The 14,823-nt window shown below is 72.5% G+C and carries 11 protein-coding genes; 6 read left to right on the forward strand and 5 right to left on the reverse strand.

Going from position 1 to position 14,823, the window contains the following annotated elements:
- Positions 1–295 precede the first annotated feature (295 nt).
- Positions 296–4,084 carry an ABC transporter ATP-binding protein gene (locus tag B082_RS0115545; protein WP_018552732.1) on the forward strand — a complete coding sequence of 1,263 codons (3,789 nt, stop codon included), beginning with the start codon at positions 296–298 and terminating at the stop codon, positions 4,082–4,084.
- Between the two features lie 29 nt (positions 4,085–4,113).
- On the opposite strand, the gene B082_RS0115550 is transcribed toward B082_RS0115545, so the two are convergent.
- On the reverse strand, positions 4,114–4,611 hold the full coding sequence (locus B082_RS0115550) for a hypothetical protein (protein ID WP_018552733.1): 498 nt from the start codon (positions 4,609–4,611) through the stop codon (positions 4,114–4,116).
- A 185-nt stretch (positions 4,612–4,796) separates the two neighbouring features.
- On the opposite strand from B082_RS0115550, the gene B082_RS0115555 reads away from it, so the two are divergent.
- Both B082_RS0115555 and B082_RS0115560 read left to right on the forward strand, forming a co-directional pair.
- The gene (locus tag B082_RS0115555) at positions 4,797–5,213 is read left to right on the forward strand and encodes a hypothetical protein (protein WP_026249824.1); all 417 of its coding nucleotides are present in this window, start codon (positions 4,797–4,799) and stop codon (positions 5,211–5,213) included.
- A gap of 103 nt (positions 5,214–5,316) precedes the next feature.
- Positions 5,317–6,792 (forward strand): S28 family serine protease, encoded by a 1,476-nt coding sequence (locus tag B082_RS0115560; RefSeq protein ID WP_026249825.1) that lies wholly within the window; start codon positions 5,317–5,319, stop codon positions 6,790–6,792.
- Positions 6,793–6,844: 52 nt separating this feature from the next.
- Here the strand turns inward: B082_RS0115560 and B082_RS0115565 are convergent, their stop codons facing one another.
- From B082_RS0115565 to B082_RS0115575, 3 genes are all read right to left on the reverse strand, one after another.
- Positions 6,845–8,695, reverse strand: a complete 1,851-nt coding sequence (locus B082_RS0115565; protein WP_018552736.1) for a glycoside hydrolase family 3 protein — start codon at positions 8,693–8,695, stop codon at positions 6,845–6,847.
- Positions 8,696–8,977: 282 nt separating this feature from the next.
- Positions 8,978–9,763, reverse strand: coding sequence for a sugar phosphate isomerase/epimerase family protein (locus tag B082_RS0115570; RefSeq protein WP_018552737.1), 786 nt, complete (start codon positions 9,761–9,763; stop codon positions 8,978–8,980).
- Positions 9,764–9,845: 82 nt separating this feature from the next.
- Entirely contained in the window at positions 9,846–10,910 is a 1,065-nt protein-coding gene (locus tag B082_RS0115575; protein WP_018552738.1) for a LacI family DNA-binding transcriptional regulator, read from the reverse strand.
- 130 nt (positions 10,911–11,040) lie between these two features.
- Here B082_RS0115575 and B082_RS0115580 point away from each other — a divergent pair, with 130 nt between their 5' ends.
- From B082_RS0115580 to B082_RS0115590, 3 genes are read left to right on the forward strand one after another with little or no spacing between them, the layout of a single operon-like run.
- Positions 11,041–12,192: a Gfo/Idh/MocA family protein gene (locus B082_RS0115580; RefSeq protein WP_026249826.1), complete on the forward strand. Its 1,152-nt coding sequence runs from the start codon at positions 11,041–11,043 to the stop codon at positions 12,190–12,192.
- Positions 12,193–12,229: 37 nt separating this feature from the next.
- Positions 12,230–13,375, forward strand: coding sequence for a dihydrodipicolinate synthase family protein (locus tag B082_RS0115585; RefSeq protein WP_018552740.1), 1,146 nt, complete (start codon positions 12,230–12,232; stop codon positions 13,373–13,375).
- Entirely contained in the window at positions 13,372–14,199 is an 828-nt protein-coding gene (locus B082_RS0115590) for a sugar phosphate isomerase/epimerase family protein (protein ID WP_018552741.1), read from the forward strand. Before B082_RS0115585 ends, B082_RS0115590 begins: the two co-directional genes overlap by 4 nt.
- A 62-nt stretch (positions 14,200–14,261) precedes the next feature.
- Here B082_RS0115590 and B082_RS0115595 read toward each other — a convergent pair whose 3' ends face one another.
- Positions 14,262–14,753, reverse strand: coding sequence for a hypothetical protein (locus B082_RS0115595; protein WP_018552742.1), 492 nt, complete (start codon positions 14,751–14,753; stop codon positions 14,262–14,264).
- Between the last annotated feature and the right edge of the window lie 70 nt (positions 14,754–14,823).

A 14,823-nucleotide genomic window follows, 5' to 3' on the forward strand; every position in this document is an offset into this window, starting at 1 on the left:
CTGGCGGGCGCACGACGTCAGTTACGGCACCTCGCCGCGTTGTCGAAACGCCCGAATACATCCAGTATGCGGGCGCCTCTCCGCCTTGCGATGCACCGCATCTGACGCCGCGCGCTGATCCGCCAGGAATTGCGGGACAGCCCTTAGGCGCGGATCTTCGCGGGCCCACCAGGATCCGCCGGACAGGACCTGGCGGGACCTACGACCAAGGTCCCGTATTTGTTAACGCGGGATGAAATCCGCAGCCCACCGCGTTGGTGCCTTCCGTCGGGTCAGGTCGAACGGGAGGCACCGGGTGGCGGACGCACAGGAGACGGGGCGCGGACAGCGGGGCGGCTGGGCGCGGAGACTGAGCGGCTATGCCTGGCGCTACCGGCGCAACGTCCTGCTGGCGCTCGGCTCGTCACTCGGCGGGATGGCCGTCATGGCCCTCGTCCCGCTCGTCACCAAGGTGATCATCGACGACGTGGTCGTCGGACACACCCGCTCCCTGGCCGTCTGGACCGGCCTGCTGATCGCGGCGGCCGCCCTCGTCTACGCCTTCACCTACGTCCGCCGCTACTACGGCGGCCGGCTCGCCCTCGACGTCCAGCACGACCTGCGGACCGGCATGTACGGGACGATCAGCCGGCTCGACGGCAGACGGCAGGACGAACTGTCCACCGGGCAGGTCGTCGGACGCGCCACCAGCGACCTCCAGCTGATCCAGAGCCTGCTCTTCATGCTCCCGATGACCATCGGGAACGTTCTGCTCTTCCTGATCTCCCTGGTCATCATGGCGTGGCTGTCCCCGCTGCTGACCCTCGTCGCCGTGGCCGTCGCCCCCGCCCTCTGGTACATCGCCCGCCGCTCCCGCACCCGCCTCTTCCCCGCCACCTGGTACGCCCAGTCGCAGGCCGCCGCCGTCGCCGGGGTCGTGGACGGGGCCGTCTCCGGCGTCCGTGTCGTCAAGGGCTTCGGGCAGGAGGACCAGGAGACCGGCAAGCTGCGCGAGGTCGGGCGCAAGCTGTTCGCCGGCCGGATGCGCACCATCCGGCTCAACTCGCGCTACACCCCCGCCCTCCAGGCCGTCCCCGCGCTCGGCCAGGTCGCGATGCTCGCCCTCGGCGGCTGGCTCGCCACCCGGGGCGAGATCACCCTCGGCACGTTCGTCGCGTTCTCCACGTACCTCGCCCAGCTCGTCGGCCCGGTCCGGATGCTCGCCATGGTCCTCACCGTCGGCCAGCAGGCCCGCGCCGGCGTGGAACGCGTACTCGAACTCATCGACACCGAGCCCACCCTGAAGGACGGCACCAGGGAACTGCCCGCCGACGCCCCGGCGAGCGTCGAGTTCGAGGACGTGCGCTTCGGGTACGCCACGCCGAGCTCCGCCCCCGCCGGTGACGAGGACCTCGGCGGCGCAGCCGGGACGCGGCGCCCGGTCCTCGACGGCTTCTCGCTGACCGTCGAACCCGGCGAGACCGTCGCCGTCGTCGGCGCCTCCGGCAGCGGCAAGTCCACCGTCTCTCTGCTGCTGCCCCGCTTCTACGACGTCTCGCACGGCGCGGTCCTCGTCGGCGGCCACGACGTGCGCGAACTGACCCTCGACTCGCTGCGGGCCGCCATCGGACTCGTCCCCGAGGACAGCTTCCTGTTCTCCGACACCGTCCGCGCCAACATCGCCTACGGCCTTCCCGGCGCCACCGACGAGCAGATCGAACAGGCCGCACGCTCCGCCCAGGCCCACCGCTTCATCGCCGAGCTGCCGAACGGGTACGACACCAAGGTCGGCGAGCACGGACTCACCCTCTCCGGCGGCCAGCGCCAGCGCGTCGCGCTCGCCCGCGCCATCCTCACCGACCCCCGCCTGCTCATCCTGGACGACGCCACCTCCGCCGTGGACGCCCGCGTCGAGCACGAGATCCACGAAGCGCTGCGCCAGGTGATGGCGGGCCGCACCACCCTGCTCATCGCCCACCGCCGCTCCACCCTGAACCTCGCCGACCGGATCGCCGTCCTGGACAACGGCCGCCTCGCCGACCTCGGCACCCACGAGGAACTGGAGCGCCGCTGCGCGCTCTACCGGCGCCTGCTCACCGACCCGGACGAGCTCGGCACCACCTCACCCGGGCACCGGCCCGTCGCCGCCCCCGAGGACCCCGAGCAGGAGCGCGCCCTCCTGGAGGAGATCGACGCCGAGTTCGACGCCGGGCGCGGCATCACCCCCGAACTGTGGATCCGTACGGGGGAGGAACGCAGCACCGACGCGGCCGGCATGCCCGCGACGCCCGAACTGCTCGCCCAGGTCGACGCCCTGCCCCCGGCGGACGACACCCCGGAGGTCGACGAGGCCCGTGCCGTCCGCGCCGAGGACTCCTACGGGCTGCGCAGGCTGCTGCGCGGCTTCGGGCTGCCGCTGCTGGTGAGCCTCGGTCTGGTGGCCGTGGACGCCGGGGCGGGGCTGCTGCTCCCCGTGCTGATCAGGAACGGCATCGACGACGGGGTCACCAAGCTGGCCCTGGGCGCGGTCTGGGCGGCGTCCGCCGTCGCCCTCGGCGTCGTCCTCGTGCAGTGGGCGGCCCAGATCGGCGAGACCCGGATGACCGGCCGCACCGGCGAGCGGGTGCTCTACGCGCTGCGGCTGAAGATCTTCGCGCAGCTCCAGCGCCTCGGCCTGGACTACTACGAGCGCGAACTGACCGGCCGCATCATGACCCGGATGACGACGGACGTGGACGCGCTGTCCACGTTCCTCCAGACCGGCCTGGTCACCGCCTTCGTCTCCGTCGTCACCTTCCTCGGCATCATGGTCGCGCTGCTGGTCCTCGATGTGGAACTGGCCCTGGTCGTCTTCGCGACCCTGCCGCTCCTCGTCGTCGGGACCGTCTTCTTCCGCCGCAAGAGCGTCAAGGCGTACGAACTGGCCCGGGAACGGATCGGCGTCGTCAACGCCGACCTCCAGGAGTCGGTCGCCGGGCTCAGGATCGTGCAGGCGTTCCGGCGCGAGCGGGACGGAGCCGACCGCTTCGTCGCGCGCAGCGACGAATACCGCCGGGCCAGGGTCCGGGGGCAGTGGCTGATCTCGGTGTACTTCCCGTTCGTCCAGCTGCTGTCGTCGGTGGCGGCGGCGGCCGTGCTGATCGTCGGCGCGGGCCGGGTCGACAACGGCACGCTCACGACCGGCGCGCTGGTCGCCTACCTGCTCTACATCGACCTGTTCTTCGCGCCCGTCCAGCAGCTCTCCCAGGTCTTCGACGGCTACCAGCAGGCCGCCGTCTCCCTCGGCCGCATCCAGGAACTCCTCCAGGAACCGGCGTCCACCGCCGACCGGGGCGAGGCGCGCGAGGTGGAGTCGCTCAGCGGCGAGATCGCCTTCGAGGACGTGTCGTTCGCGTACGGCGGCGAGGAGGCCGCGCTCAGCGGCGTCGACCTGCGCATCCCGGCCGGGCAGACCGTCGCGTTCGTCGGCGAGACCGGGGCCGGGAAGTCGACCCTGGTCAAGCTCGTCGCCCGGTTCTACGACCCCACGGGCGGCCGGATCACGGCGGACGGCACCGACCTGCGCGAACTCGACCGCACCGCGTACCGCCACCGGCTCGGCGTCGTACCGCAGGAGGCGTACCTCTTCTCCGGGACGGTCCGGGACGCCATCGCCTACGGGCGGCCGGAGGCCACCGACACGGAGGTGGAGGCGGCCGCCAGGGCGGTCGGCGCGCACGACATGATCGCGACGCTGGACGGCGGCTACCTCCACGAGGTCGCCGAGCGCGGCCGCAACCTCTCGGCCGGGCAGCGCCAGCTGATCGCGCTGGCCCGCGCCGAACTGGTCGACCCCGACATCCTGCTGCTGGACGAGGCCACCGCGTCCCTCGACCTCGCCAGCGAGGCCCAGGTCAACCGGGCCACCGACCGGCTCGCGGGGCGGCGCACCACCCTCGTCGTCGCCCACCGCCTGACCACGGCCGCGCGCGCCGACCGGGTCGTGGTGATGGACCACGGCCGGGTCGTGGAGGACGGCACGCACGACGAACTCCTCGCCCTGGACGGGCACTACGCGGTGCTGTGGCGCACCTTCATAGGGGAGGACGAGCCGGCGGGCGTGTGAACCGCCGGGGCTCCACTCGCGGATACGGCCTACTCGCGGATGGCGGAGACCTTCCCGGTCGCCAGGTCCGAGCGCACGTTCAGGTAGGTGTAGGTGGGGTTCTCCGGGGAGCCCCAGGTGAGGCGGACCGTGGACCAGGTGTGTCCGGCGCCGCTGTCGCCCGAGGTGACCCGGTAGGCGGCCGGGACGTCCTGGGCGCGCAGGACGCCGTCGGCGTGGTTGGCCGCCTCCCAGTCGGCGAGCCTGGAGCGCAGCGCCGGCGTGAGGTAGAAGCTCCGCAGCGCGGTGGCGAGGGAGCCGCCGTCCTCGGCGGACACGGCGTCGATGTAGGCCCCGTAGAAGTGGTCGACGAGCCGGGAGTCCTGGGTGGCGGCCTCGTCGCCGGCCGGCGCCGCCGCGGTCGTCCCGCGCGGGGTGGCCGCGGCTGCCGGTACGGCGACGGCGGCGGCCAGGAGCGCGGAGGCGAGCAGCGTACGGCCGACGGCACGCCGGGCGCGGGGGCGCCGGGCGGAGCTGGTGCGGGTCATGGCGGTTCCTGCCTTTCGTGACGGTCTGTCCTGTCCGGCTCCATGGTGGGGCGCTGCGGCCGCCGGGGAGACCGAGCGCGCCGGGTGCAACCTCCGGATGGCGTCCCGCGTCGTAGGCAGGTACACGCATATGCGTCCAGGTGTCGGGTAGGGGCGCGAATGTTCGATGAAGCTATGGGGCTGCTGTGACCAGAGGGACCGAAGGACATGCCCGGGGCGTGCGGCGCGGGGTGTGCCGCCGCCTTGTGGTTCTCTCCCTGGCGACCGCCTTCGCACTGGTGATCGGCGGGGCGGTCGCGGACAGCGCGGATGCCGCCTCGGTCTGCGCGGGACGGCCCCGTAAGACGGTGAAGTTCGCGACGGGGGAGCTGCGGGTCTACAAGTCGCGCGCCTACGCCTGCGCCACCGCCGTCGCCGCGAAGCCCGGCAAGCGCCGCTCCATGTCCGTGACGATCCAGCCGCGCGGCGGCCACCCCGTCACCGACAGCGGCAGCTTCACGCAGCTGGCGGGCCCGGTGACCGTCCACGCGCTGAACCGGTGCGTGCGGGTCTCCGGGAAGATCGCCGGGAAGAGCGCGCGCACGAGCTGGATCCTGTGCTGACCGGGTGACATGTTCCGGGCCCCGGCAACGGGGTCTGGTGCCCCCGGGGTCGCCCCGCTAGGTTCACGGCGTCAATGGTGATCTCAGGGGAGGACGTGCATGCATGCGTAAGGCGCTCAGAGGAATCCTGTCGCTCGCGGTGCTCATCGGCACGGTGAGCGCGACGGGTGCCTCGGCCGGGGCGGCCACCGCCGCCGAGCCGGCCGCGCTCCGTACCGCCGCCGGTGACAGCGGGGCGGGCACGGACATCAAGGACCGCATCCTGGCCATCCCGGGCATGAGTCTCATCGAGGAGAAGCCCTACGCGGGTTACCGCTACTTCGTCCTCGACTACACGCAGCCGGTCGACCACCGCCACCCGTCCAAGGGCACGTTCCAGCAGCGCGTCACCCTGCTGCACAAGGACACCTCCCGCCCCACGGTCTTCTACACGGGCGGCTACAACGTCTCCACCAGCCCCAGCCGTTCGGAGCCGACGCGGATCGTGGACGGCAACCAGGTCTCCCTGGAGTACCGTTTCTTCACCCCCTCGCGCCCCTCGCCCGCCGACTGGTCCAAGCTCGACATCCGGCAGGCCGCCGACGACCAGCACCGGGTCTTCACCGCGCTGAAGCGGATCTACTCCAAGAACTGGCTGACCACCGGCGGCTCCAAGGGCGGCATGACCGCCACCTACTACGAGCGCTTCCACCCGAAGGACATGGACGGCGTCGTCGCCTATGTCGCGCCCAACGACGTCGTCAACAACGAGGACTCGGCCTATGACCGGTTCTTCGCGAACGTCGGCACCAAGGAGTGCCGCGACAAGCTGAACGGAGTGCAGCGCGAGGCGCTGATCCGCCGCGCGCCGCTGGAGGAGAGGTACGCGCGGTACGCGGCCGACAACGGCTACACCTTCGACACGGTCGGCACCCTCGACAAGGCGTACGAGGCCGTCGTCATGGACTACATCTGGGCGTTCTGGCAGTACAGCCTGCTCGCCGACTGCGACGCGATCCCGGCCGACGCCGAGCACGCGAGCGACCAGGCGATCTGGGACTCCGTCGACTCGATCTCGGGATTCTCCGCCTACGCCGACCAGGGCCTGGCCAACTACACGCCGTACTACTACCAGGCGGGCACCCAGCTCGGCTCGCCCGACATCAAGCAGCCCTGGCTCGGCAGTCTGAGCCGCTACGGCTACCAGCCGCCGCGCACCTTCGTGCCCCGCTCCATCCCGATGAGGTTCCAGCCCCAGGTGATGCGCGACATCGACACCTGGGTCAGGCACCACGCCACCCACATGATGTACGTCTACGGCGAGAACGACCCGTGGGGCGCGGAGCGCTTCCGGCTCGGGGCGGGCGCCCGTGACAGCTACGTCTTCACCGTGCCCGGCGGGAACCACGGCTCGAACGTCGCCGGTCTGGTCCCCTCCGAGAACGCCACGGCCACCGCGGCGATCCTGCGCTGGGCGGGCGTCGCCCCGGCCGCCGTCCAGCAGGACGAGTCGAAGGCGAAGCCCCTCGCGAAGTTCGACGCGCGGCTCGACAACAAGGAGCTGACGACCGACCACCGCCTCGGCGTCAGGCGCCCGTAGCGCCCTCCCGCCCCGGCGGCCGTCGTCGTACGGCCGCCGGGGCGGGGACGCATCAGTACTTCAGCCCGTAGCCCACCGGGTACAGCACCTTCGAGGGGTCGTCCGCGCGCTGCACCGGCACCGGCAGCTTCCCCTCCGGCCGCGCCCGGCCCGCGATCACCCGGGCCGCCGCGCGCAGTTCGACATCGGTCCAGGAGTACGCCGCCAGGTGCGCCGCGTGCCCGGTCCCGGCCAGCTGGGCGATGTCGTACGGGTTGCGGATGGCCAGCGTGATCACCGGCACGCCCGTCGCGGCCAGCGCGCTGACCAGCGTCCGCTGCGAGCTGGTCGCCGAGACGTTGTACGTCCCCACGACCACCGCGTCCTTGCCCTGCGCCGCCGCCACCGCCGCGTCGATGTCCGCCTGGGCGGGCGCGGTGCCGGTGGACAGGGCGGTCGCCCGGTAGCCCAGCTCGTCGAACGCCTCCGCCAGCGTGGTCGTCGGCGGGCCCGTCGTGCCCGAGGGGGAGGCCGGGTCGGCGCCCACCACCAGCAGGTTCCGGTGCGAGCGGCGCGACAGCGGCAGCAGCCGGCCCTCGTTGGCCAGCAGGGTGGTGGTGTGCTCGGCGATCCGGCCGGCGGCGGCCAGGTGCGCCCGGGTGCCGACCGTACGGTCCACTCCGCGTCCGGTGACGAACGGCGAGTCGAAGAGCCCCAGCTTCGTCTTCAGCCGCAGCACGCGCAGGATCGATTCGTCGAGCCGGGCCTCGCTGACCTCGCCGCTCTTGACGGCCTCCAGCAGGGCGTTCCAGGAGACGTCCAGGCTCGGCGGGTTGAGCAGCTGGTCGACGCCCGCCTGGAGGGCCAGGACCGGCACCCGGTCGTCCCCGTACTTCGTCCGCACGCCCTCCATGCCCAGCGAGTCGGTGACCACGACGCCGTCGTAGCCCAGCTCCTCGCGCAGGATGCCCGTGAGGATCGGCCGGGACAGCGTCGCCGGGTCCTCGGACGGGTCGAGCGCCGGAACCACGATGTGCGCCGTCATGATCGAGTCGATGCCGGCGGCGATGGCGGCCCGGAACGGCGGCGCGTCCAGCTCCGCCCACTGCTCGCGGGTGTGGTTGATGACCGGCAGGCCGGTGTGGCTGTCGGTGCTCGTGTCGCCGTGGCCGGGGAAGTGCTTGGCCGTGGAGGCGACCCCGCCGCTCTGGTACCCCTTCACCTGCGCGGCGACCATACCGGCCACGGACTGCGGGTCCGAGCCGAAGGACCGTACGCCGATGACCGGGTTGGCCGGGTTCACGTTGACGTCCGCGTCCGGCGCGTAGTTCTGGCGGATCCCGATCGCGGCCAGCTCGGCGCCGGCGATCTGCCCGGCCCTGCGGGCGTCGGAGCGCGAACCGCCCGCGCCCAGCGCCATCGCGCCCGGCATCAGCGTGGCGGGCTCGCCGACGCGGCAGACGATGCCGTGCTCCTGGTCGGTGGAGATCAGCAGCGGCAGGGAGGTCGGGCCCGCGAGACCGGCGCGCTGGATGCCGTTGGAGAGGTCGGCGATCTGGTGCGGGTCGCGGGTGTTGTTCGCCCAGGAGAAGTAGATGATGCCGCCCACGTGGTACTTGGCGATCATCTCGGCCGCCGTGCGCACCCCGATCTCGGCGAGGTTGGAGTCGATGTCGGCCTGGTCCGGGTCGGTGGCGGAGTGCCCGTAGACCCGCATGACGAAGAGCTGGCCGACCTTCTCCTCCAGGCTCATCCGGGAGATGAGCCGCTTCAGCCGCCGGGTCGTGGCGGCGGAGGTGTGGCTGCTGTGCGCGGAGCCCTGCGAGGCGAGGGCCCCGGGGGCTGCCGCCACGCCCGTGGCCGCCGCGACGGCGGTGGCGGCGGTGGCGGTGAGAAGGGTGCGTCTGGAGGTGCGGTGGTGCACGTGAGCTCCTTCGGCCGTGCTCGGTGACGAGGGGGTGGTGAAAGAAACTTCCAAGGAGCACGGATATCCAGAAAATAACTTCCGGTCAAGAGCGCGGACCGTTTTCAGCGCGTCCCTGCCTGTCGTCGCCCGTCGCCGCGTACCCCCGCGGCTCGTCCGCCCCAGGCTCACCCCTGCCGCAGCCCCACGCCCGCCCCGTGCGCCTGGAACGCCGGGACGGCCGCCGTGATCGCGGGCCTGCGAGCCGCCCCCGCCCCCGAACCGGCCCCCGCCCGAAAGGGGTTACTGCTTGGGCGCGCCCAGCCGCAGCAGGTGCGCGCGCCCCGCGTCCAGCAGCCCCGGCAGCTCGGCCGCGTGCGGGTACCAGCGCTTCTCGTACTCCCAGCAGACCCAGTCGTCCGCGGCCGGGGTGTCCAGGCACGCCCGCAGCGGCAGCACCCCCGCGCCCAGCGCCACCGGAGTGGTGTCCTCGGCCGACACGACGTCCTTCACCTGTACGTAGCCCAGGTGCGGGGCCAGCACCGCGTGGCTGGCCACCGGCTCCTCGCCCGCCAGCCAGGTGTGCAGGACGTCCCACAGCGCGCCGACGCTCTTGTGCCCCACCGTGCCGGCGACCCGGGCCACGTCGGCCCCCGCCCGGTGCGAGTCGTGGGTCTCAAGGAGCACCCGCACGCCCAGATCGGCGGCGTACGGGGCCGCCGCGCCCAGCCGGCGCGCGGCGACGGCGTCGGCCTGGGCCGGGTCCTGGCCGCCGCCGGGGAAGACCCGGACGTTCGGCGCGCCCAGGTCCCGGGCCAGCTCGGTCAGCGCGGCCAGCTCGTCCAGGACCGGCTGGTCCTCGCCCTCGGCGGCGACCTTCGCGTACCCCGCCACGGTCAGGATCTCGACCCCGCCGCGCTCGAACAGGGCGCGCACGGCGGCCCGTTCGGAAGCGGAGAGCCCCAGGTGCACCGGCTCCTCGGGGTGGGCGCGCAGTTCCACCCCCTGGTAGCCGTGCGCGGCGGCCAGCCGGACGACCTCGGGCATGGGCAGCCCCGGAACCCCGAGGGTGGAGAAAGCGAGCTTCACGTGCGAGTTCCTTCCGTCGGTGCGTTCCGCCGCAGCCTACGAGGGGCCGCCGCGCCGTCCGCGTACCCGGCGACCGGTGGTCTCATCCCCGGGGCGCGGCCGTCGAACCGCGCACCATCAGTTCGGCCGGGACCAGCGCGATGCCGCCGGGCGGCGGGTTCTCCTTGCCCATGGCCAGCCGGCCGGCGCGCGCCCCCGCCTCGAAGAGCGGCAGCCGCACGGTCGTCAGGGCCGGGACCACGTCCACCGAGAACGGCAGGTCGTCGAAGCCGGCCACCGAGATGTCCTCGGGGATGCGCAGCCCCCGGTCGCGGATCGCCGCGGCGGCGCCCAGCGCCACCGTGTCGTTGGCGGCGACGACGGCGGTGATCTCCGGTTCGCGGCGCAGCAGTTCGACGGTGGCGTCGTAGCCGGACCTGCGGTCGTACGAGCCGTGCACGGTCAGCCGGTCCTCGTCGCCGCACAGCCCCGACCCGCGCATCGCCTCGCGGTGGCCCTCCAGGCGGTGGCGGGTGGTGGTGCGTTCCAGCGGGCCCGCGACATAGCCGATGCGGCGGTGGCCCAGGGAGAGCAGGTGCTTGGTCAGCATCCGGCCGCCGCCCCGGTTGTCGAAGGCGAGCGCGGCCACCACGGCCGCCCCGTCCGGCAGCGGGGGCCGCCCGCACAGCACGACCCGGGTGCCCGCGTCCGCGAGCCTGGCCAGCTTCGCGGCCATCGCCGTCTGGTACGCCGGGTCCTCGACCGCGCCCCCGGTGAGCACGACGGCGGCGGCGCGCTGGCGCTGGAGCAGGGTGAGGTAGGTGAGTTCGCGGTCGGGGGAGCCGCCGGTGTTGCAGACGACGGCCAGCTTCTCGCCGCCCGCCCGGCCCGAGCCGTCGCCCGGACCTCCGATCTCGGACTGCGCCGCGCCCGCCATGATCCCGAAGAACGGGTCGGCGATGTCGTTGACGAGGATGCCGACGAGGTCGGACGTGGCGGCGGCCAGGGCGCTGGCCTGCCCGTTCAGCACGTAGTCGAGGTCGTCCACCGCACGCAGCACCCGCTCCCTGGTGGCCGCGGCCACCGGGTAGTTGCCGTTCAGCACACGGGAGACGGTGGCCGGGGACACCCGGGCGCGGGCCGCCACGTCCGCCAGCGTGACTGTCATCGCATTCCTCCGTGGAGTGGTGAGGGGGCCGGGACCAATCAGGGCGCCCCCTCTTGTCCGGGCCGCTGTCGGCAGGCTAGCGTCATCCCGTATAGAAAGCGCTTGCTACGGCTGTACGGAGGGAACTTTCGTGACACGCAGGACAGTGCGCATCGCCATGAACGGCGTCACGGGGCGCATGGGATACCGGCAGCACCTGGTGCGCTCGATCCTCGCGATCCGCGAGCAGGGCGGCCTCGACCTCGGCGACGGCGAGGTGCTGTGGCCGGAGCCGGTCCTCGTCGGCCGCCGCGCGCACGCGCTGGAGGAGCTGGCCGCCCGGCACGGGCTGACGGAGTGGTCCACGGACCTGGACGCGGTGCTCGCGGACGAGACCGTCGACATCTACTTCGACGCCCAGGTCACCTCGGCCCGGGTGGAGGCGATCAAGAAGGCCGTCGCCGCCGGCAAGCACATCTACACCGAGAAGCCCACCGCCACGGACGTCGAGGGCGCCCTCGACCTGGCCCGGCTAGCACAGGAGGCGGGCATCAAGCACGGCGTCGTCCAGGACAAGATCTTCCTGCCGGGCCTGCTGAAGCTGAAGCGCCTCATCGACGGCGGCTTCTTCGGCGAGATCCTCTCCGTGCGCGGCGAGTTCGGCTACTGGGTCTTCGAGGGCGACTGGCAGGAGGCCCAGCGCCCCTCCTGGAACTACCGCGCCCAGGACGGCGGCGGCATCGTCGTGGACATGTTCCCGCACTGGGAGTACGTGCTGCACGAGCTGTTCGGCCGGGTCACCACCGTCCAGGCCCACGTCCAGACCCACATCCCCGAGCGCCGGGACGAGCACGGCAGGCCGTACGCGGCGACCGCCGACGACGCCGCCTACGGCATCTTCCAGCTCCAGGGCGGCGCCGTCGCCCAGATCAACTCCTCCTGGGCGGTCCGGGTCAACCGCGACGAGCTGGTCGAGTTCCAGGTCGACGGCACGCACGGCTCCGCCGTCGCCGGCCTGCGCAACTGCCGCGTCCAGCACCGCTCGGTCACCCCCAAGCCGGTCTGGAACCCGGACCTCCCGGTCACCGAGTCCTTCCGCGACCAGTGGCAGGAGGTCCCGGACAACGCCGCCTTCGACAACGGCTTCAAGGCCCAGTGGGAGCTGTTCCTGCGCCACATCGTGCTGGACGAGCCCTACACCTGGGACCTGATGGCCGGCGCCCGGGGCGTGCAGCTCGCCGAGCTGGGCCTGAAGTCCCACGCGGAGGGCCGCCGCCTCGACGTACCGGAGCTGACCCTGTGACCCGCCCTCTCCCCCAGGGACCACCGGAGGCAACCCCATGACCATCCACCTCCCCCAGGGCCCGTACGAACCCCGGGCCACCCCGCTCGCCCTGGCCCCGGCCGCGACGCCGCTCGCCTCCCGTACGGTCTTCTCCGCCGCCCATGTCGTCGCCGACCCGTACGCCGACGCGGGACCCGGCTCACCGGCCGCCGTCGACTGGGACGCCACGCTCGCCTTCCGTCGCCACCTCTGGTCGCACGGCCTGGGCGTCGCCGAGGCGATGGACACCGCGCAGCGCGGCATGGGCCTGGACTGGGCGGGCGCCGAGGAGCTGATCCGCCGCTCGGCCGCCGAGGCGAAGTCGGCCGGCGGCCGGATCGCCTGCGGCGTCGGCACGGACCAGCTGCCCCCGGGCCCGGCCACCCTCGCCGAGGTGCGTTCCGCGTACGAGGAGCAGCTCGCCGTCGTGGAGGAGAGCGGCGCCCAGGCCATCCTGATGGCCTCCCGCGCCCTCGCGGCGGCGGCGAAGGGCCCGCAGGACTACCTGGAGACGTACGCCCACCTGCTGCGCCAGGCCACCGAGCCGGTCGTCCTGCACTGGCTCGGCCCGATGTTCGACCCGGCGCTCGAAGGCTACTGGGGCTCCGCCGACCTCGACCGGGCCACCGACACCTTCCTCCAGGTCATCGCGGAACACCCCGACAAGGTCGACGGGATCAAGATGTCCCTGCTCGACGCGGACCGCGAGATCGACGTACGCCGCCGGCTGCCGGGCGGGGTGCGCTGCTACACCGGGGACGACTTCAACTACCCCGAGCTGATCGCCGGCGACGACCGGGGCTTCAGCCACGCGCTGCTCGGCATCTTCGACCCGCTGGGCCCGCTCGCCGCGCACGCGGTACGGGTCCTTGACACGGGCGACACGAAGGGCTTCCGCGAACTCCTCGACCCCACGGTCGAGTTGTCCCGGCACCTCTTCAAGGCGCCGACCCGGTTCTACAAGACGGGCGTGGTGTTCCTGGCCTGGCTGGCCGGCCACCAGGACCACTTCACGATGGTGGGCGGCCTCCAGTCGGCCCGCTCCCTGCCGCATCTCGCCAAGGCGTACGAACTCGCCGACCGGCTGGGCCTGTTCCCCGACCCGGAGCTGGCCGAGTCCCGGATGCGCGCGTTCCTCACGGTCAACGGAGGCACCCGATGAGCGACGGCCGTCTCTCCATCAACCAGGAGACCGTCAAGCAGTGGTCGCTGCCCGAGCTGGCCGAGGGCTGCGCGAAGGCGGGCATCGACAAGGTGGGCCTGTGGCGGGCCCCGGTCCAGGAGTACGGCGTCGAGCGCACCGCCCGGCTCCTCTCCGACCACGGCCTCTCCGTCACCAGCCTGTGCCGGGGCGGTTTCCTCACCGCCCTCGACCCGGCGGAACGGGCCCGCGCCCTGGACGACAACCGCGCCGCGATCGAGGAGGCGGCGGGCGTGGCCACGGACACCCTGGTCCTGGTCTCGGGCGGCCTGCCGGACGGCAGCAAGGACCTGTACGGCGCCCGCGAACGCATCGCGGACGCCCTGGCCGAGCTGGCCCCCTACGCGGCCGAGCACGGGGTCCGCCTGGCCATCGAGCCGCTGCACCCGATGTTCGCGTCGGACCGGTGCGTGGTCTCGACGCTCTCCCAGGCCCTCGACCTCGCGGAGCGCTTCCCCGCCGAACAGGTCGGCGTGGTGGTCGACACGTACCACCTCTGGTGGGACGACCAGGCTCCCGCCCAGATCGCGAGGGCCGGCGCGACCGGCCGCGTCCACTCCTTCCAGCTCGCCGACTGGATCACCCCGCTCCCGGCGGGCGTCCTGCTGGGACGCGGCCAACTGGGCGACGGCAGCGTGGACTTCAGGGCGCTGCGTACGGCGGTGGAGGCGACCGGCTTCGACGGCCCGATCGAGGTGGAGATCTTCAACGAGGCGCTGTGGGCGTGCGACGGCGCCGAGGTCGTGGCCGAGGTGGCCGCCCGCTACGCGGAGCACGCCTGCTGAACCCGTCCTCCTCCCCGGGGCCCGGCTGTGCGGTCCGGGCCCCGGGGGAGGGCGGCCTCAACTCAGATCAGAGTCGAGCGAGCCACGAAGCCCTCACCGCCGTAGAGGGACTCGTACCGGATCTCAACGAGAAGTCTCGTGGAGATGAGCTCCCAGAACCATGCGGATTCCTGCCCGTTTCGCTCTTCGAGATGCAGCAGGTAGCTCCTCTCGCCCTGGATGAGAGCTGCCCCCGTGACCAACGTCTTCACTTTTGGCAGCAGGGGGAGGCCCTGGGCCATCCGGTGATACGTGGGCAGATCCCACTGACCGATGACCTCCCCGTCGAGAGTGACCGACGTCCGCGTCACGACCGCCGGCCCAATCCCCGCGTTGATCACCTCCAGGCCGGCCACGTTGTCCCGGTACCCCGCACGAACTGTGCGGATCAGCACCAACGGCCGCACCGACTGCCGATTGTGTGCCCGGGACGCACGTGCCTGCCCCCAGCTGATCCAGAAGGATCCCAGCGCTATGACGGTCGCGCACACGCCCACACCGGTTTCGATATTCATCCAGACTCTCCCGCCAATGGTCCCGTAGAACAGCGAAGACGCATCGGCCCGACAGGCGGTTCTACCGTGC

The organism is Streptomyces sp. ATexAB-D23 (genome assembly GCF_000373645.1).
Lineage (GTDB): Bacteria > Actinomycetota > Actinomycetes > Streptomycetales > Streptomycetaceae > Streptomyces > Streptomyces castrisilvae.

Coding starts and splice junctions, on each gene's coding strand:
- B082_RS0115550 (WP_018552733.1), bottom strand. CDS start 4,611: ATGACCCGCACCAGCTCCGCCCGGCGCCCCCGCGCCCGGCGTGCCGTC.
- B082_RS0115560 (WP_026249825.1), top strand. CDS start 5,317: ATGCGTAAGGCGCTCAGAGGAATCCTGTCGCTCGCGGTGCTCATCGGC.
- B082_RS0115575 (WP_018552738.1), bottom strand. CDS start 10,910: ATGACAGTCACGCTGGCGGACGTGGCGGCCCGCGCCCGGGTGTCCCCG.
- B082_RS0115585 (WP_018552740.1), top strand. CDS start 12,230: ATGACCATCCACCTCCCCCAGGGCCCGTACGAACCCCGGGCCACCCCG.
- B082_RS0115590 (WP_018552741.1), top strand. CDS start 13,372: ATGAGCGACGGCCGTCTCTCCATCAACCAGGAGACCGTCAAGCAGTGG.
- B082_RS0115595 (WP_018552742.1), bottom strand. CDS start 14,753: ATGAATATCGAAACCGGTGTGGGCGTGTGCGCGACCGTCATAGCGCTG.